Origin of the sequence: Geobacter sp. (genome assembly GCF_027327745.1) — a bacterium.
GTDB lineage: Bacteria > Desulfobacterota > Desulfuromonadia > Geobacterales > Geobacteraceae > Geobacter.
The window spans coordinates 1-20,834 of sequence record NZ_DAHVYG010000048.1; the positions used below are offsets into that span (position 1 = coordinate 1).

Genomic DNA, 20,834 nt, shown 5'->3' on the forward strand with positions numbered 1-20,834 from the left:
GGCACCGCCACGGCCCCGCGGGCGACAGTCCCCCAGAACGCCACCCCCAACCAGGGGGAGTTCGGCCCCCAGAGGAGAACGCGGTCCCCGCGCCCCACCCCCCGGTCGGCCAGCCAGCCGTTCATCCGTAGTGCCAGGAGATGGAGATCGGCATAGGAAAAGGTGAACCGTCGGACCCCCGTCCGGTGGACAAAGGCGGTACGGCCGCCATGGGCGGGAAAGGTAGCCAGCAGATCGGCCAGAGTGTTCATGGTCTGTCCTGAAAGAAAAGTGGACCGCCGCAGCGGTGGAATACAGTATAGGAATCAATTCAGGCCATGCAACCGGTTATGCCGGCCGATTGGGGACAACCCCTGTTGCGGGCACAAAAAAACCGGCGTGTTGCCGGTTGACGATTTATCAACCAAGAAAACGGGTCCCGTCATGAACGGCCGCAGCCGGCAATGTACGAGACCTGCTGCGACATCTCCCTCAGAAACGCCTCCCGGCGAGGAATGCGGGTCTGGCGAAGCGTCTTGAGGTACTCCTTCAGGCAGCGATCAAAGAGGTACGCACGGCGGAGCATGGCCACCTCCCCCCAGAGCAGGGAGAGGACCAGGGGAATGAAGGCAATGGCGATGATGGAATGGATGAGGATGCCGAAGCCCGCGGTGAGAATCATCAGCCCGAGCCTGACGAGGCCGCGGCAGAGTGCGGCGTCGTTGGAGTCGTCCCTGCTTGAAATGACAGCCCGATGATGGGTCTCTTCGTGGCGGTCGAAGAACCGGCCGGCATTGTAGACAAAGGCGTCGGATTCCCCGCGTTTCGCCTTGGTCTTGAGGAGGAAGTGTATCTGCGAGAGCTGGTTGTCCGCGAAAATCAACTTTTTCAGCGCAATGCAGTCCATGACCTTCCGCTCCGTTGCGAGTGGATTCCCATCAGGCCATCACCTGGCTGCCCCCGGCTTCCAATAGTGTATACAGAATACCGCTCTCCTGCAAGCTCATATACCCGAAGGCATGGATGGCATGCTTGATATCGGGACCGAATTTGGATAAAGTGTGAATATACCGAACGAGGGCTACCATCCGCGATGCAGGACGGAAAGGGAAAGTATGGGGAGATACTTCAGGGAGACACGGACCCCGCAGGAGAAGGTTCGCGATACGGTGAACCTGATCATTGCCATCATCCTGACCGTAATCGCCTCGGCCCTCGTCGTCCTTCTCGTCTTTCTCTTCTACGAGAACATGCAGGGAGGCTAGGCTCGCCCCGCCTGCACGTGCCTCTTTCAACCGCACCCACAAAAAAGGGGGTACCACTTGGTACCCCCTTTCCATTTGACGGGAAACCGGAACTGTCCTCAGTTCCGTCTTCTTCGCGCAAACGCTGCACCAACCAGGCCGCTGCCGACCAGAAGTAAGGTCGCCGGCTCCGGAACGGGTGCCGGAGTGGGCTGACCATTTACCACCGGACCGTTTATGGCGAAATCGTTACCACCCGCCGCGCTTCCTCTCGTTACGTTGAAGGCAATTTTGTCGATGTTCGGCAGGTCGCTCAGCACTCCGAGAAAGAGGGCACTGTCATTCCCGTCATCGTCCGAGCGGCCCAGCACAGTGTATGCCCCCAATGAGGCGCCGGTCAGATCGAAGGCCTCTATCGTCGCGAGGAAATCGCCGTAATAGTTCGACTGGATCTGGGCGCCCACACCATTTACGCCGGCATTGAAGTCAAGGATCATCGGGCCATCGGTATGCATTGTCCAGAGAAGCGTTTCCCCCGTCCCGAAGTTGCCTGCCCATGAACTCCCCTGCACACGAATCTCCATCGGACCGGGGGATGCCTTGCTCACCACCGCTTCCAGTCCGGCAATACCGTTCACCGTGGCCGAAAATGACTGAGACAGCTGGGTACGGTCCCCCCCCAAGGCTCCCCAATCGATCGAACCATTTGCCAATATGGCGTTGGCATCGGTCGTCAGGCTTAGTGCATGGGCCTGGACAACTCCAAGCAGCAGTACGGCGACCAGTGACGCCAATGACAGGGAAGCCAGCTTCACACTTGTAGTTTTCATGGTTTCTCCCTCCTTTCGCAACCAATCATATAAAACGTTAATTCAAATAACATGCCGTAAAAAACATGCTGATATTGCTGGATATTTCTTGAAAGCCCCCTGCTGCCCCCGCATTTATGTAAAGTTATCCGACAGCAACTGAAAAGAAATTCCTAAACCGGCTCTGCCTTCATGAGAGCATTGCACTGTTCCCTTCAATCAGATTTTTTATCCGGATTACCGTTGTTCCTATTGAGAAAGTGGCATCCATATTTTAGAATGAGTGACTTGCACTTGCGTTACATTTGAAGGGAGAAGGGATAAACGATGAACAACAGGAAACAGGTAGCCTATATCAAGGAATGGCAGAGCCTCGAAGAGTGCGCCGAACAGATGCTTCCGCTGGTCGGCCACCTCTACCGCGAGCATAACATTGTGACCACGGTCTACGGCCGTTCGCTCGTCAACAGTACCCCCATCGACATCCTCAAGACGCACCGTTTCGCCCGCCTCATCCTCGACGACGAGCTTTCAGTCCTCGACACCTATCCGCTCCTCAAGGCGATGACGGCCCTCGATCTGGCGCCGGCGCGGATCGATATCGGCAAACTGACCGTTGCCTACCAGTACCAGGGTGGCAAGGTGGGGGTTGAGGAATTCGTCAGCCGGGAACTGGTTTCCGTAAACACCGGCCGGGTGCCGCTGCTGAGCGAGCCCCAGGATGTGGTCCTCTACGGCTTCGGCCGGATCGGACGGCTCCTTGCCCGGATCCTCGTTGAGAAGTCGGGAAGCGGCGAGAAGTTGCGGCTGCGGGCCGCCGTGGTGCGCAAAGGGGGGGCCGACGACCTGGCGAAGCGGGCGAGCCTCCTGCGCCGCGACTCGGTGCATGGCCATTTCAACGGGATCATCACCATTGACGAGGAAGAGAACGCCATCATCGCCAACGGCAACCTGATCCGCATCATCTACGCCGACGCTCCCGAAACCGTCGACTACACCCAGTACGGCATCCACAATGCGATCCTCATCGACAACACCGGGAAGTGGCGCGACCGCGAAGGACTCGGGCGCCACCTCCAGGCCCGGGGGATTGCCAAGGTCGTCCTCACCGCCCCCGGCAAGGGGGACATCCCGAACATCGTCGCCGGCGTGAACAACGACCTGATCGTCCCGGAGGAACGGATCTTCTCCGCCGCCAGCTGCACCACCAACGCCATCGTGCCGGTGCTCAAGGCGGTCAACGACCGGTTCGGCATCGTCAGCGGCCACGTGGAGACGTGCCACTCCTACACCAACGACCAGAACCTGATCGACAACTATCACAAGGCGTCCCGCCGCGGCCGCAGCGCCCCCCTCAACATGGTCATCACCGAGACCGGCGCCGCCAAGGCCGTAGCCAAGGCGCTCCCCGAGCTGACCGGCAAGCTGACCGGCAACGCCATCAGGGTCCCGACCCCGAACGTCTCCCTGGCGATCCTCAACCTGGAGCTTTCCCGGACGATCGACGTGGCGGAGATTAACCGCCACCTGCGCGAGATTTCCCTCAACTCGCCGCTGCAGAACCAGATCGACTACACCAACTCCCCGGAAGTCGTCTCCAGCGACTTCGTCGGCTCCCGCCACGCCGGCGTGGTCGATTCCCTGGCGACCATCGTCCAGGGAAACCGCTGCGTTCTCTACGTCTGGTACGACAACGAGTTCGGTTACAGCTGCCAGGTGGTGCGCATGGTCCAGAAGATGGCCGGGGTGGAGCTTCCCTCTCTGCCGAACTGACCTCTTTCCCGTCGGAACAAATGGATGAGAAGGCGTCTCTACGACAGGGACGCCTTCTTTCGTCAACGGCTGATCGTGACCTGCCCCACCTCCCCCTCTTCCCCCTCGATCCGATGCCGGAGCGCGAAGAATTGCCCGACAACCCAGAGATTGGTGAGGAGATGTCGGGTAACGCACGAAGTGGTAAAGGTCGATTCCCCCTGTGCCAGTGCAAGGTAGGGGACAACCTGATCGGCGAGATGCGGATCGAGGGAGGCCCGGGAGCGGTGGTGCCTCACCAGTTCCGCCGCCGCTTCCTCCCCCACCGCCTCGGCCCGTTTCCCGATGGCGCCGAGAGCGGAGAACCCCGACGGCAGCTCCCCCACCAGACGCCGCAGAAAGAGAAACGTCCCCTTTCCCGGGGAGGGCGCATCCAGAAGACCGATGTCGGCACGGATTCCCGCAGCGCTGAGCGTGTCGAGGGCACTACGGCGCTGCCGCTCGGCAATGGCGAACGGGAGATTGGCAACCCCGGAGAGGCCGCTCACCCGCATGCTCCGTCCCGACGACGTTGTCGCGAGGGGGGCAAGGGAGACCGCCGGCTCCACCACGCACCGTACCCGGCCGCCGCCGCGGGGATAGAAGCCGTAGGAATCGATGGCAAGGTGCACCTTCCCCCCGATCCGCGCCAGCAGAGGGGCGAAAACCTCTGCCAGATGGTGGTAAGGCGGGCTGAACGGCACGTGGGTACCCCCGGTAAGGATCACCGTGCTTCGCCCCGCAGCAAGGAGAAGCGGCAGGATGAGGGTCTGCAGAACAAGGGTGATGGAGCCCGCTGTCCCGATGTCAAACTGAAACTCGCCGGGCACCACCGCTCCCGGGGCGAAGACGAGGTCGGTGGAGCCGGGGGCGTCGCCGGTGACCCGGGCGCCGGAGATCCGCGCCGCGGCCCGGACCGCCATGAGGTGCTGGGGCATGAGCCCCGGCTTCTGTCGCCCCTTCCTGATGCCGACGATCCGGAACGGCTGGCCGGTCACACAAGACAGGGCAAGGGCGGTACGCAGGATTTGCCCCCCTCCTTCTCCATGACTGCCGTCGATCTCGATCACCGCCTCACCTTCCATTCCTCCCCGGCCCGCCGGAATCGCCACCTCCCCGTTCTCCCCACCGCAGAACGAGCGTGGCATCTCCTGAGAGCTCGGCGGCCGTGCCGAAGCGCTTTCCCTCGCGGTTCAGGAGGTCCCGCAGCCAGAGCGCGTCCCGCCGCGCCGCCCTCCTCACTCGGAAGTTCCGCATCTCCATCGGCACCATCTCGACCCCCGCGAGCCTCCCGTTGAGCGCATCGATCCGCGGGAAGTACATGAGCCGCAGGTCACCCCGAAACTCCTCGTACCCCTCGATTCCTTCGTAGTCGGTGATGAAATCGCCACAACCGTACAGGACAAGCTTTTCCCGGTAAACCTCGATCCCTATCACGTGATGGGAGGAATGGCCATGGATCAGGTCGACCCCCGCTTCATCAATCAGGCGATGGGCAAACTCCCGGTGTGCGTCCGGCACAGCGTACCCCCAGTTCCCCCCCCAGTGGATCGAGGCGATCACGATATCGCCCCGCCTCTTGACGACGCGAACCATGTTGCCGATGCGGGTTACGGCACGGCCCGACAGGTTCGGAAGGAGGTTCACGCCGGCCCGTCCGGGGGCTGCCGCCCACTCCGCGGGGATTCCGCTCGATTCGGTGCCGAAGGAAAAGACCAGCACCCTCCCCCTTCCGGGGAGATCCACGAAGGCGGGCGCCTCTGCCGCCGCCAGATCGCGACCGGCCCCGGCCCACCGCACACCCGCATGCCGGAGGGTTTCGACGGTCTCCGCAAGCCCCGGATACCCCCAGTCGAGCACGTGGTTGTTGGCAAGCGCACAGACATCGAGCGGCGCTGCCGTCAGGACAGGGGCGTTGGCGGGGTGCATCCGGTAGTGGATTCCCTTCCCCGGCCAGTGCTCCTCGCTTGTCGTTACGGCCGTCTCCAGATTGACGACCTTCGCGTCCGGGGCCCTGCGCCGCAGCTCCGCAAGCGCATCTCCCCACACGTAGTCGAAGGGGGCATTCCGTGGTATCGGGCCGTTGAGACGCTCGGCAAACTCCACGTACCGGCAGGCATCCCTTACGTACGGCTCGTAAAGATGGGGAGGAACGGGATGGGGGAGGATCTGGTCGATCCCGCGGCCGGTCATGCAATCGCCGCACAGAAAGAGTGTGATATCGGAGTGAATGCGGTCCTTTGGTGCTTCGAGCCGCTCCGTACTCTCCATGGCATCTCCCCTTCTTCAGTCCTCGCCCCGCCGCTTCAGCCCCTGCCGGATCTCCCCGGGTTGCAAGGAAAAACGCTGGACGCTCCCGACGTCATGAAGTATGCTGGGCCATCCTGTTGCACGACAATCATGGCCCGCAAGCGGCGACCATCAGGGAGGTGGAGAGCATGTTGCACGCAGATCTGGGAGCATCACTCTACAAGACGTGGAGCAGCGCACAGCAGCGCGATGAAATCGCCAAACTTGTGGAAGGATACCGCGCCGGACTCCCCGTCAGCATCCTCTGCCGGATGACGGAGGCCATTGCCGGCAGCCGCAAGCGGGCACGGAAGATCCTTCACGAGCTGATGACCCCGGAGGAACGTCAGGAGGCCGCCGGACGCGAATCCGGCGAGGTGCAGGCGTTCGTGCTCGAATACCTTCGATAGAAACATGACAAAGCCCGCTGATGCGGGCTTGTTCATTTCGCTGCCGGTTCATCTCTAATCGATCTGCTCCCCGAGGTAATTCGGGACTCCCATCTGCTTGATCTGGTCGAGTTGCGCCTCGATCACGTCGATATGCCCCTCTTCCTCTTTCAGGATCGATTCGAGCAGTTCCCGCGTCCCGTTGTCCCCGAGCTCTACCGCCACCCGGATGCTGTCGTTGTACCCCCGGATCGCCGCTTCCTCGGCCGCGTGGTCGTACTCGTGCATCCTGGGGATCTCGGCGCCGATATGAATCTTGTTGAGATTACTGACGATCGGCTTCCCTTCGAGAAACAGAATGCGGGCGATCAGCTTCTCGGCATGCTTCATCTCGTCGATGGAACGCTTCCTGATCACGGCGTGGAGAAGCTCGTACCCCCAGTTTTCGCACATCTCGGCATGGACGAAATACTGGTTGACCGCCGTCAGTTCCTCCGCGAGACGCGCATTCAGGTGCTCGATAATCGTTTCGTTCCCTTTCATGGATACCCTCCCTTTCAAACTCTTCGATAGCGACAGGAAGCCCTCACTCATGCCGTCGTTCTCAGTTAAGTGAAGCAGAGTCTTTCAAAAGGTCAAGAAGCTCTCTTCTTGCCGGGGACACGCCTGGGGGTAGAATGGAAAGCAAGGAGCGCGGAGACGTGAAATCGGCATGGAAGAGCGACATCGGGAAGGTACGCCGCCGTAACGAGGACTTCATCCTTGCAGACGATGAGAGGGGAATATTTCTCCTGGCCGACGGCATGGGTGGGCATCCGGGAGGAGATGTGGCGAGCGCCCTTGCGGTCGGCTCGGCCCACGAGTTCCTGGTGGCGCGTGGCGGCGAAACGGGAGACGACGGGGTCTCCTTCCTCCTGGCCGAAGCCCTCGCCGCCGCCCATTCGGCCGTGGCCCGGCGCGGGATCGAGGAACCGGACCTGGAAGGTCTGGGGACCACCCTGGACATCGTCTATCTGGGGAGAGGCTCGGCCTGGCTCTGTCACGTCGGAGACAGCCGGGTCTACATCTTCCGCCGCGGGGAGCTTCTCCAGGTGACCGAAGACGACAACCTCGCGTCGCTCCTCGCACGGCAGGGGGTCCCTCCCGCGGAAATCCCTCCCCACGCCCGGCATGTCCTCACCCAGGCCGTGGGGGTCTCCGACGAACTCCTCCCCGAGATCCGACGCCTGGAGGTGGAAGAGGATAGCATACTCCTCATGTGCAGCGACGGCCTCACCGGCATGGTACCGGACGACATCATTGCGCAGATCGTTCGTGACAGGCGCAATGGGCTCCAGGGGATCGCCAACCGCATCGTGGCCGAAGCAATCAGCCGGGGGGGCTACGACAACGTCTCGGTGATCCTCATCGACCCGGAATTCCGTCGGCCTCCCGGAGAATCGCTTCTCCTGCCGGGCCGGCGCAATAACTGAGCCGAAACCGGAAGTTGCCCGCCGGGCGCTTCAGGCTCTCTTCTCCAACCCCTCCGCCTTTCCCTTAACCGTTACAGCCACCTGGTAATCGCCCCTAAGGCATTTTCGCCAGCCGGACGAATTTGTGTATACTTAACTGGTGCGAGGAAAGCAGGCAGATCGGTAAAGGGGAGAGAGTAGTGTAGAGGCTATCGCGCCGGAGAGGAGGGAACTATGAAGAGGGCGTTTCTTGCGGCAATAATTGTCTGGGTCGCCGTCACCATGACAGGGTGTGGCAATGGAGGCAGCAGCCCGCCGCCGACTTTTGTTTCCCAGATCCTCAGCGACCCGGCATTTGACGGCGATATCGAGCAGACTTCTCTCACTTCCTTCACGATAACCCAGGGGATGTCTACAACCGTGCAAAGCGTCTTCGCCGGCATAGATCCCGTGACGCTCACGGAATTCCGGGCGTTCCTCGACTTTCCCCTTGGAGGCCCCGCCGGCGTCCCGGCCAACGCCGTTATCGCCTCGGCATTCCTCGACATAACCATCAACAACATCCAGCCGATCAACGGCTCCATTCCGATCCGGATCGAGCTCGTATCGTTTCAACCCCCGACTTTGCAGGCAACCGATTTCGACCGTACGCTCCAGCCGCCTCTCGCCTTCACCACCATCGTGCCGCCGATTTCCCAAGCCGATGTCGGCAGACACGTATCGGTAGACGTGACGCCACTCATGGTGGAAGCTCAACGGCTTGCACTGACCAACTTCCAGGTGAGGATACTGGAGGATCTGGGACCCGTTTCCCCCGGGCTTATCGAAATTTCCGACACTACCTCGAACCGGGGAGTGCTGGCGCCGCTGCTAGAGGTCACCTATTTCTGATCAACGGCCCGGCTCAAAAAAGCCGCACCCCCGATTCGGAAATGCGGCTTGCCGGCAAAAGGATTCGCAACTGCTTCAGGAGAACTTGCGCTTGATGGCCTCGACCACGTGGTGCGCATCGTTTATGGCGGTGTAGATCAGGTTCGGGTGCTTCTCCTCCTGGATGCTGCCGGCACTGATCTTCATGAAGGAGGGAGATATGGCTCCGCCGATGACATAGACCCCCTTGCGGGTCGATTCGTACTCGGAAGTGAGGAGAATGAGACGATCCCCTTCCTTGGCTACCGTGCAGACCCCCTCGGCACAGGCGATGGTCTGGACGCCGATCTTGTCGAAGATGGGGAGAGGGCCCTGAGAGCCGATGCAGGCAATCACATTCTTCATCGGAAAACTCATGGCGTGATAGATCTCGATCCCGTCGGACTGCCTGAATTCGTTTATCCGCAGCACCAGACGATCCACCCCCTCCTCGTCCACCTCGCCGATCCGGGGAACGGCCCCCGGAAGCAGCCTGATATTGCCACCCAGCAGTATCTCTTCGCCGAGCCGCTGGGCCGTCTCCTTGTTGACGTCGAACTTCTGGGCCACGTGGGCCCAGTAGACCGAATGGGTGTCATTGGCCTCCCGCTTCGCCTTGAGGATCGAAATGATGACGTCTGCGGCCGTATTTCCTCCCCCGATGACGAGGGTGCGTGCTCCCACGTACTTCCTCGGGTCGTCGAGGGATTTTGCCACCATCTTGGCATCGCCGTAGACGGACAGCTCCCGGGGAATGCTGCTGCCGAAGGCGAGAATGACCTTACGACCCTTGAACGCTCCCTGCGACGTCTGGACAGTGAGGTGGTCACGCCCTTCCCTCAGGTCCTCGAAGGTGATCTCGGTCTTTACGTTCAGGTTCTCATGCTGGACGAAATGCTGCACGTACTGGACATATTTCTCGACGGCCACCGGCTTGTCGGGAGGGCGGAGCTCTTCGACCAGGAAAGGTTCCGGGTTCTCCTTGGGCTTCGATGGGTAGACATTCTTCCCTTCCGGGTAGGTATTGGCGATTCCCTGGAAAACCGTCTTCCCCTGCTCCAGGAGGATATAGGAAAGCCCGCTGCGGTGGCAGAGATAGGCGGCCGCAACCCCTGCAGGCCCGGCACCAACAATCACAACGTCATGCATCGGCGTTACTCCCTCTCAAGATGATTTGCCTAAACCTCACTACTGCAGAGAAAAGAATACTAGATTCATCCTGAGGTGCAAAGCAAAAACCCCCGCCCGGGCAAGCCCGAACGGGGGTTCTCTTTTCACGCTTTCAGCCTCCCGGCTTCGAGCGTTGAGCCATCAGATGGCGCCGGAAACTACTTGTACTCCGGCATCTCGTCGAATTGCAGGTACTTGTAAATCGCATCCTTCTTCGGCTCAACCTTATCTTTGCAGATCGCCATAAACTCTTCAACTGTCGGAAGTTTGCCCATGGTGGCGGCAACTGCGCCCAGTTCGGCGGACCCGAGGAAGACCTTGGCTCCATCGCCAATCCGATCGTCGAAGTTACGTGTGGAGGTGGAGAACATGGTCACCCCGTCCGGCACGCGGGCCTGGTTCCCCATGCAGAGGGAGCAGCCGGCGATTTCGATGCGGGCACCGAAGGCGCTGTAGACCGAGAAGTACGCCTCGTCCTTGAGCTGCTGCTGATCCATCCGGGTCGGCGGGCAGATCCAGGTGCGGACGTTCGGGTTGAACTTAAGACCACGCCAGATCTCGGCGGCGGCGCGGAAGTGGCCGATGTTGGTCATGCAGGAGCCGAGGAAGACGTCGTTGATCGGGGTGCCGGCGACTTCGGAGAGAAGCTTCACGTCATCCGGATCGTTCGGGCAGGCGAGGATCGGTTCGGTGATCTCGGCGAGGTCGATCTCGATCACATCGGCGTAGGCGCCGGTCGCATCGGCGTTCTTGTCGGCCTCCAGGAGCTGCGGGTTCTTCAGCCACTCGTTGACGGCATCGATGCGGTTCTGGAGGGTCTGGGCATCATGGTAGCCGTCGGCGATCATCTTCTTCATGAGGGCCACGTTGGAGCGCAGATAGGTGGCCACGCTCTCCTTGGAGAGCTGGATGCAGCCGGCGGCGGCGCTGCGCTCGGCAGCGGCGTCGGTCAGCTCGAAGGCCTGCTCCACGGTCAGGTCGGGAAGCCCTTCCATCTCGAGGATGCGGCCGTTGAAGATGTTGATCTTGTTCTTCTTGGGAACAGTGAGCTTGCCCTGCTTGATAGCCCAGTAGGGGATGGCGTTCACCACGTCGCGGAGCGTGATGCCGGGGTTGAGCTTGCCCTTGAAGCGGACGAGGACCGATTCCGGCATGTCGAGGGGCATGAAGCCCATGGCGCCGGCAAAGGCCACGAGACCGGAGCCGGCCGGGAAGCTGATGCCGATGGGGAAGCGGGTGTGGGAGTCGCCGCCGGTGCCGACGGTGTCGGGAAGGAGGAGACGGTTCAGCCAGGAGTGGATGACGCCGTCGCCGGGCTTGAGGGGAACGCCCCCGCGCTCGATGATGAAGCCGGGGAGGGTCTTGTGCATCTTCACGTCGGCCGGCTTCGGATAGGCGGCGGTGTGGCAGAAGGACTGCATGAACATCGGCGAGAGGAACTTGAGACAGGCCAGCTCCTTCAGCTCGTCGGCGGTCATGGGACCGGTGGTGTCCTGGGAACCGACGGTGGTCATCTTCGGCTCGCAGGCGGTGCCCGGGAGGACGCCGGCGACGCCGCAGGCCTTGCCGACCATCTTCTGGGCCAGCGAATACCCCTGGCCGGCCTTGGGCTGCGGGTTCACCGGCTTGGTGAAGATGTCGGTGTCGCCGAGGCCGAGGACCGTGCGGGCCTTCTCGGTGACGGCGCGGCCGATGATGAGCGGAATGCGGCCGCCGGCGCGGAACTCGTCGGCTATGGTGTTGGGGGAGAGCTTGAAGGTGGAGATTACCTCGCCCTTCTCGTTGGTGACCTCACCCTTCCTGGTGTTGATGGTGATCACGTCGCCGTCGTTCATCTTCGTGACGTCCGCCTTGATGGGGAGCGCACCGGAATCCTGGGCGGTGTTGAAGAAGATCGGGGCGATGACGCCGCCGATGATGACGCCGGCGGTCTTCTTGTTGGGAACGGCCGGGATCTCCTGGCCGATGTGCCACAGCACACTGTTGCAGGCCGATTTCCGGGAGGAGCCGGTGCCGACCACGTCCCCCACGAAGGCGACCTGGTTGCCGGCGGCGCGCCAGTCGGCAATATCCTTGAGGCGGTTCGGGAAACGGGTCTTCCCCATGGCAAGGGCGTGGAGCGGGATGTCGGGGCGGCTCCAGGCGTCGCCGGCCGGCGAGAAGTCGTCGGTGTTGATCTCCCCTTCCACCTTGAACACCTTGACCTTGATGGTCTCGGGAACGCCCGGCTTGGAGGTGAACCACTCGGCATTGGCCCACGATTCCAGGACCTTCTTGGCGGCGGCGTTGGACTTGGAGAGCTCCACCACCTGATCGAAGCCGTCGTAGACCAGGGTCATGCCGGAGAGGGCCCTGGCGGCCTCGTCGGCCAGCTCGGCATCCTTGAGGGCCTCCACCAGCGAAGCCACGTTGTAACCACCCATCATGGTGCCGAGGATGCGGACCGCATCAACCCGGGAGACGAGGGGCGACTTCTTGGCCCCGCTAACGATGTCGGCCAGGAAAGCGGCCTTCACCTTGGCGGCGGGGTCGACGCCGGGGGAGACGCGCTCTTTCAGCAGTTGGAGCAGAAACTCCTCTTTCCCTGCGGGGGGATTCTCCAGCAGGTTGCAGAGGTCGGCGGTCTGCTCGGGGTTGAGCGGCAGCGCCGGGATTCCCTGGGCCTTGCGCTCGGCTTCGTGGGCGAGATAGGCTTCGATCATGGTACGTATCCTCCTGTGGATTTGCTGCTTGATTTGATCGTTATTTCGGTGTGTTGACATTATGAAGAGATAACGGAAAATGGATACTGTATACAATTTCCGAGTCCGATTGTCAATTGCTTAAGTGGATTTCAGGAAAGTGTAAATATGGGGGCAAGAGAAGGGGAAAAGGGAACGGGGCGGGAAAGACCCGCCCCGGAAGGGATCAACGGAGGTGGGGGGCTATCGCCTCGGGCTTTAGCGCAACGTCACCCTGGCTGCCGGCGTCCATGTTTTTAAGGACCGCACTCCCCCTGACCAGCTCATCGCCGCCGATGATCAGGGTGAAGCGGGAGTTGAGCTTGTCGGCGCGCCGCATCTGGCTTTTGAGGCTCTTCCCTTCGTAGTCCATCTCGACGGTGAATCCGAGGCGCTGAAGGGAGCTCATGAGAAGGAATGCCTCGTCCTGGGCCCCATCGCCCAGCGCGGCAACGAAGAGATCCGGACGCCGGGCGAAGGTCTGCTCCTTCAGGAGAAGCGCCACACGCTCGACCCCCATGGCAAAGCCGATGCCGGGGATGCTGGGGCCGCCGAGGTCGGCAATGAGACCGTCATAGCGTCCCCCCGCGGCAACGGCGCTCTGGGCGCCGAGGAGTCCCGTGACCAACTCGAAGGTGGTGCGGGTGTAGTAATCGAGCCCCCTCACCATCCGGTTGTTGATCGCATAGGCGGTCCCCACCCGCTCCAGATGACGACGGGTGGCGGCGAAGTGGGCGTCGCACGTGGGGCAGAGGTGGTCGAGCATAGCCGGGGCATCGGCCGTCGCCTCCTTGCAGTGGGCCGACTTGCAGTCCAGCGCCCGGAGGGGATTGGATTCGTACCGCCGCTTGCAGTCGTCGCAGAGACGGTCGAGCCGCTCCCGCAGAAAGTTCTTCAGTGCCTCGCGATAGGCGGGGCGGCAGTCGGGACAGCCGAGGGAGTTGAGCTGGAGCGTCGGCTCCGTGAGACCCAGTTCGGCGAAGAAGTGGCAGAGCATGGTGAGGACCTGGGCATCGACCTTCGGATCGGTGACGCCGGTCACCTCGGCGCCGATCTGGTGGAACTGGCGGTAGCGCCCCTTCTGGGGCCGTTCGTAGCGGAACATGGGGCCAAGGTAATAGAGCTTCGCCACGGGATCCTGGGCGTAGAGCTTGTGCTCGATGTAGGCCCGCATGACGCTCGCCGTCCCCTCCGGGCGCATGGTTACGGCGTTCTCACCCTTGTCGACGAAGGAGTACATCTCCTTCTCCACGATATCGGTCGTATCGCCGATGGAGCGGCAGAAGAGCTCGGTTTTTTCTAGGATCGGGATGCGTATTTCGGAAAATCCGTAACAGCCGAAGACGCGGCGGGCCGCAGCCTCGATGTGCTGCCAGGTTTCAACCTCGCCGGGAAGAATGTCGTTAAACCCCTTGATGCCAGTGATCATATACTTACCTGCTCCCCCATCGCATAGTGACAGATACCCGGGTTAACGAATGGACGTTGCCCGGAAAACACAGTTTTTACCCTGTTCCTTCCCCAGGTACATGGCCTGGTCGGCCAGCTCCAGGAGCTCAAGCTTCGACTGGGTATCCATGGGATAACAGGCATAGCCGAGGCTTGCGGTGAGCCTCACTTCAAGGCCGGCATCGGCGAGGAAGGTGTGCCCCTCGATGGAACGGCGGACCCTTTCGGCAACGGTCGCCGCCCCCTTCTCGGCGGTCTCGACGAGAATGACCGTGAATTCGTCACCGCCGTAGCGGATGACGATATCGACCTCGCGCACCGATTTCTTGAGCAGACTCCCCACCTCGTTCAGCACCTTGCTCCCCATCAGGTGACCGTGGGTGTCGTTGACCTTCTTGAAATGATCGAGGTCGATGAAGATCATCGAAACCGTGGTCCCGAACCGGTCGGCCCGCTTCAGTTCCCGGTCGAGGGAAATGTCGAGGTAGCGGTAATTGAAGAGCCCGGTCAGTTCGTCGATGTAGAGCATGTCCCGGGCATTGGCGTAGCGGGCCGCGTTGTCGATGGCAAGCGACGACTGCTCCAGCAGAAAGTGGACGCTTTTCTGCCTGAATCCGGTCGGAAACGGGCGCCCTGGCTCGTTGAAAAGCGCCACGGCGCCCTGGACGAATGTTTTTGAGCAGATGAACAGAAGGAGGCCGTCGGCCAGGTCCCCCCCTCTCAGGATCTCTTCACCTGAAAACAGCAAAGGATCGAACCGCTTGATCCCGTTGCCGTTATCCGGCAGCTCGTCGCAACGGGGAAGGAGGATCTCGGCGATCCGCTCCGCTTCATCGGCGGAGAACCCACGATTCTCCTTCAGATCCAGCAGGCCGTTTTTCCCGGGAAAGAGGCCGATGGCGCGACATCCGCCGATCTCCCGGAGCAGGGCGTCCACCACGACGCCGGAAATCCGCTCCAGGTCGAGGCAGTTTGCGATGTTCTGCCCCGCCTGGAAAAGGTTGAGCAGCTCACGCAGCTCGAAGTTCTCATTGATCAGGCGCCGCTGCTCGAAGCAGAGAGCCACGGTATGCTTGAACTCCTCATGATTGAACGGCTTGAGGATGTAATCCCGCGCCCCGTTCTTGAGGGCGAAGATGGCCGATTCCAGATTGGCATGGCCGGTCACGAGGATGACGTCGACCGTGGGGGTCTGCCGCTTTACCCGGGAAAGCACCTCGATCCCGCTCATCCCCGGCATGACAAGGTCGGTGATGACAAGCTGGTAATCGTTTTTTTCGAGAAACTCAAACGCTTCGGCGCCGGAGGCGACGGTATCGACCTCGTATCCTTCCTCCATGAGGAGATCGGCATACATCTGTCGAAAAAACCGGTCATCTTCGACGACGAGGATCCGTTCCATGGGGAGTAACTCCTGACGGGTGGTGGGCGGAACTGCTTCCGCACGAGTTCTTAGACTATCAGATAATCGCCGGTATTTGTCAATGGAAATGCCCCTGTACGAAGGTGCGGACCGTCTCGCTGCGCCCGTCGCTCACCACCTCGATGGTCCCGTCGCGGTCGGTGCGGTAGACGGCGATGCGCCGCCGCGCGAGACGCTGGAGGGTCTGCACCGCGGGAAGACCGAAGCTGTTGTGCTTTCCGGCCGATATGAGCGCCACGCGGGGAGCGGAGGCATCGAGAAACCCCTCGGACGAGGAATGGCGGCTTCCGTGGTGCGGAACCTTGAGCACCGTACACCGAAGCCGCGCCGGATCGGCCAGCAGGCGCTCCTCCGTAGCCTGACCGATGTCGCCGGTCAGAAGCAGCGCCGTGGCGCCGTAGGCAAGGCGCATTACCAGCGACGACTCGTTTGCATCGCTCTCCCCCTCCCCTTTCGCCGCGGGCCACAACGGTTCAACCTTGACGACGCCGATGGCAAGGGGTGCGGACGAGGAGTCGATCCGGCGAATTGCAACTCCCCGGTCCGCAAGGAGCCACCTGAGCCGCCCATAGTCCGCCCCTTCGCCACCCTCCCCGCTTTCCCAGAACTCCCCGATCGGAAACGATGCCGCGACGGCGATGAGCCCCTTCATGTGATCCGGATGGGGGTGGGTCATGACGACGTAATCGATCCTGTCGACCCCCAGGTTCCAGAGTGCGGGAACCAGGAGCCGCTCGCCCACATCCATCCCCCCCTCGTAAAGGCTACCCCCCCCATCGACAAGCATCCGTTTGCCGTCGGGGAACGTGACCAGGGTCGATTCCCCCTGCCCAAGGCTCAGGAACGTGGCCGTGAGCGTCCCGTTGCCACGGGCATCCGCCGGCAGATGGAAGAGAAGCAGGACAGCCACCGCAATCCCCCCGACCATCTTCCGCGCCCCCTCGTCCGTCATGACGGTCACGGCGGTCAGGCCGAGATAGAAGACGAGCATCTCCTCTTCGGAGACGCTCCCGAGCGACAGAGGGGGAACCAGCGCCATGGCAGTTATGATAACGTCGGACACCCGCACCAGCATCGCCGCAAGCCACAGCGGGGCCTCAGCGGCTCCGGGAAAAAGGGGGATCAGCGCAAGGGCGGCAAAGCCGGCGATGACGGCGCCGTATCCGAGAAGCGGCACAATGAGGAAATTGGTGACGATGCCGGCGAGCGACACCCGGTGAAAGGTTTGCGCCACAGGCAGCAGAGTGACGGCAGTTGCCGCCACCGAGGCGGCAAGAAAGAGGAGGAGCTTGCCGACGGCCGCATTCCCGATGGTCCGGAACGGGCGCATCATCAGGGGAGGGAGGACCACGAGCCCCCAGAGTGCAAGGAAGGAGAGCTGAAACGAGAGGTCGAAGAGGTCCTGCGGGCAGCATGCGAGGATGGAAAACGCCGCCAGGACGAGGGTATTGAGGGGATCGACCTCCCGCTCCAGAATCATAGCCACGGTAAAGGTGGCGAGCATGACAACCGAGCGGACCGTGGCCGGGGCGGCACCGCTCAGGAAGAGGTAGAAGACAACCGGCGGGAGGGTCGCCACGAGGGCCAGCCGGCGGAGATTCCAGCGCAGGGCGCAATACTCGGAGAGGGCCAGAAGCCTGAACAGCAGCTGGTAGAGGACGATCCCGATCACACCGACGTGGAAGCCGGAAATGGAGAGGATGTGGTTCACCCCCGCCCGCGTGTAGGCATCGGCGATTTCGTCCGGCACCAGGCCCCGGTCGCCGATGAGAAGCGCCCGCAGAACTCCACCCTCGCGGGGGAATCGATCGCTGATGAAGGTTCCCAGCCTGGCGGCAAGGAGATCGAACCATCGCCGAACCGGGAAGTCCACCCCTTCGCGCATCAGGACGATCCGGTCTGCCCGGGGGACCGAGGCGGTGACGAACACGCTGCGATATGCCAGATGACGACGATAATCGAATTCGCCCGGGAGGCCGTAATTCTCGGGGCGACGAAGCCGCGCCGCAAACCTGATCCGGTCGCCGGTGCAAAATGTACCCCGCCCATCCTTTACGTAGAGAAGGACCCGCCCCGATGCGGCGAGGGACGCGTCGCCCGTGATAAGACGCTCTGCCTGCAGGAATATCCGCTCCCCCCCGGCACTCCCTTCGGGACGGCTGTCGATGACTCCTTCAACGATGACAGGTTCGGGGGAGAGGCGGTTGACGACGTGTTCAGGGGAAAGATCGGGAGTGAGGAACGGTTTCAGGGCAACGGTGCCCCAGGCAAAGAAAAAGAGGGCGAGGAGCAGGGTGAAGGGTACACGGCTGCGGAGAAAAAGTGCCGCACCGGCACCGGCCAGGGCAAGCCAGACAACCGGTGCGGGAAGTTCGAAGGCCAAATGGTGCGCGGCGCAGAGCCCCGCGATCATCCCGCCCAGGGGGAGCAGCAGAGGGTTTCGGGACACCTCCGGTCCCCTATTTGCCAGCGCGCAACCGGTTGAGCACCCCTTTCAGGGCCTCTTCGTATGCGGCGCGGGTCACCGAGGTCCGGGGCGCACCTTTCAATCCGACAATCTCAAGGTAGTCGGCGGGGGACGATTTACGCTTCAGGATCTCGACCACATCGGCCCCGCCGAGGGGAGGAAGGGTGAGCGTAAGGAGGTGCCGGCCTTCCCTGAGGCGCATGATGCCGAGGTCGTGCCAGACGAGAAACGGTTTTCCCGGACGCTCGAACCGTCTGCCGTCGAAATCGATGACGACCGGCTCCCCCAGCAGACGCACCCGGAGTTCGTACACCCCGGCCGCTTCGATCACCAGCGGCACCTCGATGACCGCCCCCCCTGCTCCGGCCCGGGTCCACTTCGGAGGGGTGAAGGGACCGAGGAAGGAGGCAGTGGTGACGGTTACGCCGTCGGGAAGGTGCGCCGCAGCGTGGACGGCGACGGGACGCGGGCTCCCTGCCTTGTCGAATGGCATCTTCTCTTCGAGTCCGAGGAGCGGGGCGAACACCTCGGCCATCGCCCCCCAGGTCAAGGGGGCATCGAAACGCCACCCCCCCAGCGGCTCCAGTGCGGGGAGATCGTCCGCCTCAAGCGCGATCCAGTCCACCCCCCCCTCGGGAGGAAGCTGAACCGAAATGACCTGGGTCCCCGCCTTCAGCGAGACACTGCCAACCACTGCCTCCCGAAGCGTTCCGCCAGTGCTGACGCGGAATTCCTCCCCCCCTGCCCGCCAGAGCTGGCCGTCCCCGCGGGAACTCACCTTCAGCCGGTACTCGCCGGCACGGGGGAGAAACACAGTGAACCTGACCGAGGCGGGAACGGCGAGCCCGCTCACCCACCCCTTGCCGGTAAAGGGTCCATAGAGAGGGTAGTTCTTGACGGAGACACTGTCCCCTTCGACATCGTAGACATCCTCGGCCTCAAAGCGGAAATGACGGTTCCCGCCCAGGACCGCCAGGTAATCCGCCGGCTTCGGCTTTTCCGGAAGCCCCTTCTCCAGCCCCAGCTCCGTGACAAGCCTCACAGCCAGTTCGCCCTGCGTCACGGTGGAGGGTCCCTCCCCTGCCGCTGCGACCGGCGCAACGCATGAAAGCGAAACGCCGGCAAGGAGCAGAACCGTCATTGCAAACCACCGAAGCCCACCGAAAAGAGCGCCCATTCGCACAACCCCCGTAACCCATCGAAAAATATGGTGGATTCCTTATACCACAGCTCTCTTCCATTTGCCAATCGGCATTTGGATGCTATATTGGATGGAATCTAACGGTTTTGATTTCTACGGACATGGTGACACAGTTGAACCAGCCACTTCGCGTGCTCATAATCGAAGACTCGGAAGACGACTGTTTTCTCCTCGCCCGGGCACTCAGGCAGGAATTCGGCTTGAGCTACGAACGGGTCGACACCGCCGACGCCTTCAGAACCGCCCTCCTTACCCGGCAATGGGACATTGTCCTCTCCGACTACTTCATGCCCCGTTTCGACGCGCTGGCCGCCCTGAAGATCCTGCAGGAGCAGGAGAAGGATCTCCCGTTCATCATCGTATCGGGGAAGATCGGCGAGCTCGAAGCCGTGCGCGCCATGAAGGGAGGGGCCCACGATTACATCATGAAGGGAGACCAGGCCCGCCTGATTCCCGCCATCCGGCGTGAACTGCGGGAGGCCGCCGTCCGCGAAGAGCGCCGCCGGGCCGAGCACGACCTCCATGAGCAGTTCCATTTCAGGCAGGCGCTCATCGACTCGATCCCCGCCCCGATCTTCTTCGCAAATCCCGACGGAGTGTTTCTCGGGTGCAACAAGGCGTTCGAGAACTTTTCCGGGCTTGTCCAGAGCAAGATCGTGGGCAAGACCATCTTCGACATCGTCCCCCGCCCCCTCGCCGAGCGTTTCGAGGAGTCGGACCGAGAGCTCTTTCGTCACGGCGGCACCCAGATCTACGAAAGCTCCATATCTTTCGCCGATGGCGCCATCCACGACGTCATCTTCTACAAGGCAACCTTCAACAACGTCGACAATTCCCTCGGCGGTCTCGTCGGCACCATCCTCGACATCACCGAACGAAAGCAGACCGAGGAGAAACTTCGCTACATGAGTACCCACGACGCCCTGACCGGTCTCTACAATCGCGCCTACTTCCAGGAGGAAATGGAACGGCTCGAACAGGGACGCCAGTTTCCGGTCAGCATTGTCGTTGCGGATGTCGACCGCCTCAAGAACGTCAACGACACCCTGGGTCACGCCGCGGGCGACGAGTTGATCATCAGGGCCGCCCTGCTCCTCAAGGGGGCTTTCCGGGCCGAAGACGTGGTTGCCCGCATCGGCGGCGACGAATTCGCCATTCTGCTTCCGAGCGCCGACTCGGTGGCGGTGGATGAGGCACTGCACCGGCTGGCCGCAAAGCTGAAGTCCTACAACGAATCGAACGAAGAGCCGGCGTTGAGCATGTCGCTGGGAGCCGCAACTGCCGTCAAGGGAGATCGGCTTGAAGAAACTCTCAGGCTGGCAGACAAACGGATGTACCACGACAAATCGACCAAGAGCTGCGTCACCGCCGAGGGATGCAGGGGCGACATCTCCTCCCCCCATCCCTGAAGGCTCCGTGCTCACCCCTTCATCCTCCACTACTCCGGAAACACTTGCTCTCCGGTTTTTCCGGCCTCGAAAATTCGTCCTCAACTTACCCGCGGGAATGCCGATGAATAGAAAAGAGAGAAAATCCAAATTAT

Annotated in this window: 18 protein-coding genes; 6 read left to right on the forward strand and 12 right to left on the reverse strand. The window is 61.9% G+C overall.

The annotated features are described in order from the left end of the window. Both M6689_RS09510 and M6689_RS09515 read right to left on the reverse strand, forming a co-directional pair. A partial coding sequence (locus M6689_RS09510) for an AMP-binding protein (protein WP_298270759.1) occupies window positions 1-251 on the reverse strand: 251 nt, incomplete at its 3' end. A 170-nt stretch (window positions 252-421) separates the two neighbouring features. Beyond that, window positions 422-886 (reverse strand): hypothetical protein, encoded by a 465-nt coding sequence (locus M6689_RS09515; RefSeq protein WP_298270763.1) that lies wholly within the window; start codon window positions 884-886, stop codon window positions 422-424. A gap of 208 nt (window positions 887-1,094) precedes the next feature. Between M6689_RS09515 and M6689_RS09520 the strand changes: the two genes are divergently transcribed. Continuing rightward, on the forward strand, window positions 1,095-1,244 hold the full coding sequence (locus M6689_RS09520; protein ID WP_298270766.1) for a hypothetical protein: 150 nt from the start codon (window positions 1,095-1,097) through the stop codon (window positions 1,242-1,244). Window positions 1,245-1,342: 98 nt separating this feature from the next. On the opposite strand, the gene M6689_RS09525 is transcribed toward M6689_RS09520, so the two are convergent. Continuing rightward, the gene (locus M6689_RS09525; RefSeq protein WP_298270768.1) at window positions 1,343-2,053 is read right to left on the reverse strand and encodes a PEP-CTERM sorting domain-containing protein; all 711 of its coding nucleotides are present in this window, start codon (window positions 2,051-2,053) and stop codon (window positions 1,343-1,345) included. Between the two features lie 306 nt (window positions 2,054-2,359). On the opposite strand from M6689_RS09525, the gene M6689_RS09530 reads away from it, so the two are divergent. Continuing rightward, the gene (locus M6689_RS09530; protein WP_298270770.1) at window positions 2,360-3,805 is read left to right on the forward strand and encodes a glyceraldehyde-3-phosphate dehydrogenase; all 1,446 of its coding nucleotides are present in this window, start codon (window positions 2,360-2,362) and stop codon (window positions 3,803-3,805) included. 62 nt (window positions 3,806-3,867) lie between these two features. Here M6689_RS09530 and rtcA read toward each other — a convergent pair whose 3' ends face one another. Both rtcA and M6689_RS09540 read right to left on the reverse strand, forming a co-directional pair. Beyond that, window positions 3,868-4,935 carry an RNA 3'-terminal phosphate cyclase gene (rtcA, locus tag M6689_RS09535; protein WP_298270773.1) on the reverse strand — a complete coding sequence of 356 codons (1,068 nt, stop codon included), beginning with the start codon at window positions 4,933-4,935 and terminating at the stop codon, window positions 3,868-3,870. Continuing rightward, entirely contained in the window at window positions 4,898-6,094 is a 1,197-nt protein-coding gene (locus tag M6689_RS09540; RefSeq protein ID WP_298270776.1) for a CapA family protein, read from the reverse strand. Before M6689_RS09540 ends, rtcA begins: the two co-directional genes overlap by 38 nt. A gap of 167 nt (window positions 6,095-6,261) precedes the next feature. Between M6689_RS09540 and M6689_RS09545 the strand changes: the two genes are divergently transcribed. Then, window positions 6,262-6,522 carry a hypothetical protein gene (locus M6689_RS09545; RefSeq protein ID WP_298270779.1) on the forward strand — a complete coding sequence of 87 codons (261 nt, stop codon included), beginning with the start codon at window positions 6,262-6,264 and terminating at the stop codon, window positions 6,520-6,522. A gap of 54 nt (window positions 6,523-6,576) precedes the next feature. Here M6689_RS09545 and bfr read toward each other — a convergent pair whose 3' ends face one another. Continuing rightward, complete coding sequence (gene bfr / locus M6689_RS09550) at window positions 6,577-7,044, reverse strand: bacterioferritin (RefSeq protein ID WP_298270782.1); 468 nt, start codon at window positions 7,042-7,044, stop codon at window positions 6,577-6,579. Between the two features lie 158 nt (window positions 7,045-7,202). Between bfr and M6689_RS09555 the strand changes: the two genes are divergently transcribed. Together M6689_RS09555 and M6689_RS09560 are read left to right on the forward strand one after the other, a co-directional pair. Next, window positions 7,203-7,973: a protein phosphatase 2C domain-containing protein gene (locus M6689_RS09555; protein ID WP_298270784.1), complete on the forward strand. Its 771-nt coding sequence runs from the start codon at window positions 7,203-7,205 to the stop codon at window positions 7,971-7,973. 213 nt (window positions 7,974-8,186) lie between these two features. Beyond that, window positions 8,187-8,843 (forward strand): hypothetical protein, encoded by a 657-nt coding sequence (locus tag M6689_RS09560; protein ID WP_298270786.1) that lies wholly within the window; start codon window positions 8,187-8,189, stop codon window positions 8,841-8,843. Window positions 8,844-8,918: 75 nt separating this feature from the next. Here the strand turns inward: M6689_RS09560 and M6689_RS09565 are convergent, their stop codons facing one another. From M6689_RS09565 to M6689_RS09590, 6 genes are all read right to left on the reverse strand, one after another. Beyond that, a complete protein-coding gene (locus M6689_RS09565) occupies window positions 8,919-10,010 on the reverse strand; it encodes an NAD(P)-binding domain-containing protein (RefSeq protein ID WP_298270789.1) in 1,092 nt (363 codons plus the stop codon). A gap of 179 nt (window positions 10,011-10,189) precedes the next feature. Beyond that, a complete protein-coding gene (acnB, locus tag M6689_RS09570) occupies window positions 10,190-12,733 on the reverse strand; it encodes a bifunctional aconitate hydratase 2/2-methylisocitrate dehydratase (protein ID WP_298270793.1) in 2,544 nt (847 codons plus the stop codon). Between the two features lie 205 nt (window positions 12,734-12,938). Then, on the reverse strand, window positions 12,939-14,180 hold the full coding sequence (gene hisS, locus M6689_RS09575; RefSeq protein WP_298270796.1) for a histidine--tRNA ligase: 1,242 nt from the start codon (window positions 14,178-14,180) through the stop codon (window positions 12,939-12,941). 42 nt (window positions 14,181-14,222) lie between these two features. Continuing rightward, window positions 14,223-15,602 carry a diguanylate cyclase gene (locus M6689_RS09580; RefSeq protein WP_298270799.1) on the reverse strand — a complete coding sequence of 460 codons (1,380 nt, stop codon included), beginning with the start codon at window positions 15,600-15,602 and terminating at the stop codon, window positions 14,223-14,225. Between the two features lie 79 nt (window positions 15,603-15,681). Next, window positions 15,682-18,072 carry a DNA internalization-related competence protein ComEC/Rec2 gene (locus M6689_RS09585; protein ID WP_298270801.1) on the reverse strand — a complete coding sequence of 797 codons (2,391 nt, stop codon included), beginning with the start codon at window positions 18,070-18,072 and terminating at the stop codon, window positions 15,682-15,684. 10 nt (window positions 18,073-18,082) lie between these two features. Continuing rightward, entirely contained in the window at window positions 18,083-19,231 is a 1,149-nt protein-coding gene (locus M6689_RS09590) for a hypothetical protein (protein WP_298270804.1), read from the reverse strand. Window positions 19,232-19,422: 191 nt separating this feature from the next. On the opposite strand from M6689_RS09590, the gene M6689_RS09595 reads away from it, so the two are divergent. Continuing rightward, window positions 19,423-20,700, forward strand: a complete 1,278-nt coding sequence (locus M6689_RS09595; protein WP_298270806.1) for a diguanylate cyclase — start codon at window positions 19,423-19,425, stop codon at window positions 20,698-20,700. Window positions 20,701-20,834: the final 134 nt, after the last annotated feature.

What these genes read in the sequence shown, in the direction of transcription:
- M6689_RS09515 (WP_298270763.1), bottom strand. Translation starts at nt 886, where the DNA reads ATGGACTGCATTGCGCTGAAAAAGTTGATTTTCGCGGACAACCAGCTC.
- M6689_RS09520 (WP_298270766.1), top strand. Translation starts at nt 1,095, where the DNA reads ATGGGGAGATACTTCAGGGAGACACGGACCCCGCAGGAGAAGGTTCGC.
- M6689_RS09525 (WP_298270768.1), bottom strand. Translation starts at nt 2,053, where the DNA reads ATGAAAACTACAAGTGTGAAGCTGGCTTCCCTGTCATTGGCGTCACTG.
- M6689_RS09530 (WP_298270770.1), top strand. Translation starts at nt 2,360, where the DNA reads ATGAACAACAGGAAACAGGTAGCCTATATCAAGGAATGGCAGAGCCTC.
- M6689_RS09540 (WP_298270776.1), bottom strand. Translation starts at nt 6,094, where the DNA reads ATGGAGAGTACGGAGCGGCTCGAAGCACCAAAGGACCGCATTCACTCC.
- M6689_RS09545 (WP_298270779.1), top strand. Translation starts at nt 6,262, where the DNA reads ATGTTGCACGCAGATCTGGGAGCATCACTCTACAAGACGTGGAGCAGC.
- bfr (WP_298270782.1), bottom strand. Translation starts at nt 7,044, where the DNA reads ATGAAAGGGAACGAAACGATTATCGAGCACCTGAATGCGCGTCTCGCG.
- M6689_RS09560 (WP_298270786.1), top strand. Translation starts at nt 8,187, where the DNA reads ATGAAGAGGGCGTTTCTTGCGGCAATAATTGTCTGGGTCGCCGTCACC.
- M6689_RS09565 (WP_298270789.1), bottom strand. Translation starts at nt 10,010, where the DNA reads ATGCATGACGTTGTGATTGTTGGTGCCGGGCCTGCAGGGGTTGCGGCC.
- acnB (WP_298270793.1), bottom strand. Translation starts at nt 12,733, where the DNA reads ATGATCGAAGCCTATCTCGCCCACGAAGCCGAGCGCAAGGCCCAGGGA.
- hisS (WP_298270796.1), bottom strand. Translation starts at nt 14,180, where the DNA reads ATGATCACTGGCATCAAGGGGTTTAACGACATTCTTCCCGGCGAGGTT.
- M6689_RS09580 (WP_298270799.1), bottom strand. Translation starts at nt 15,602, where the DNA reads ATGGAACGGATCCTCGTCGTCGAAGATGACCGGTTTTTTCGACAGATG.
- M6689_RS09590 (WP_298270804.1), bottom strand. Translation starts at nt 19,231, where the DNA reads ATGACGGTTCTGCTCCTTGCCGGCGTTTCGCTTTCATGCGTTGCGCCG.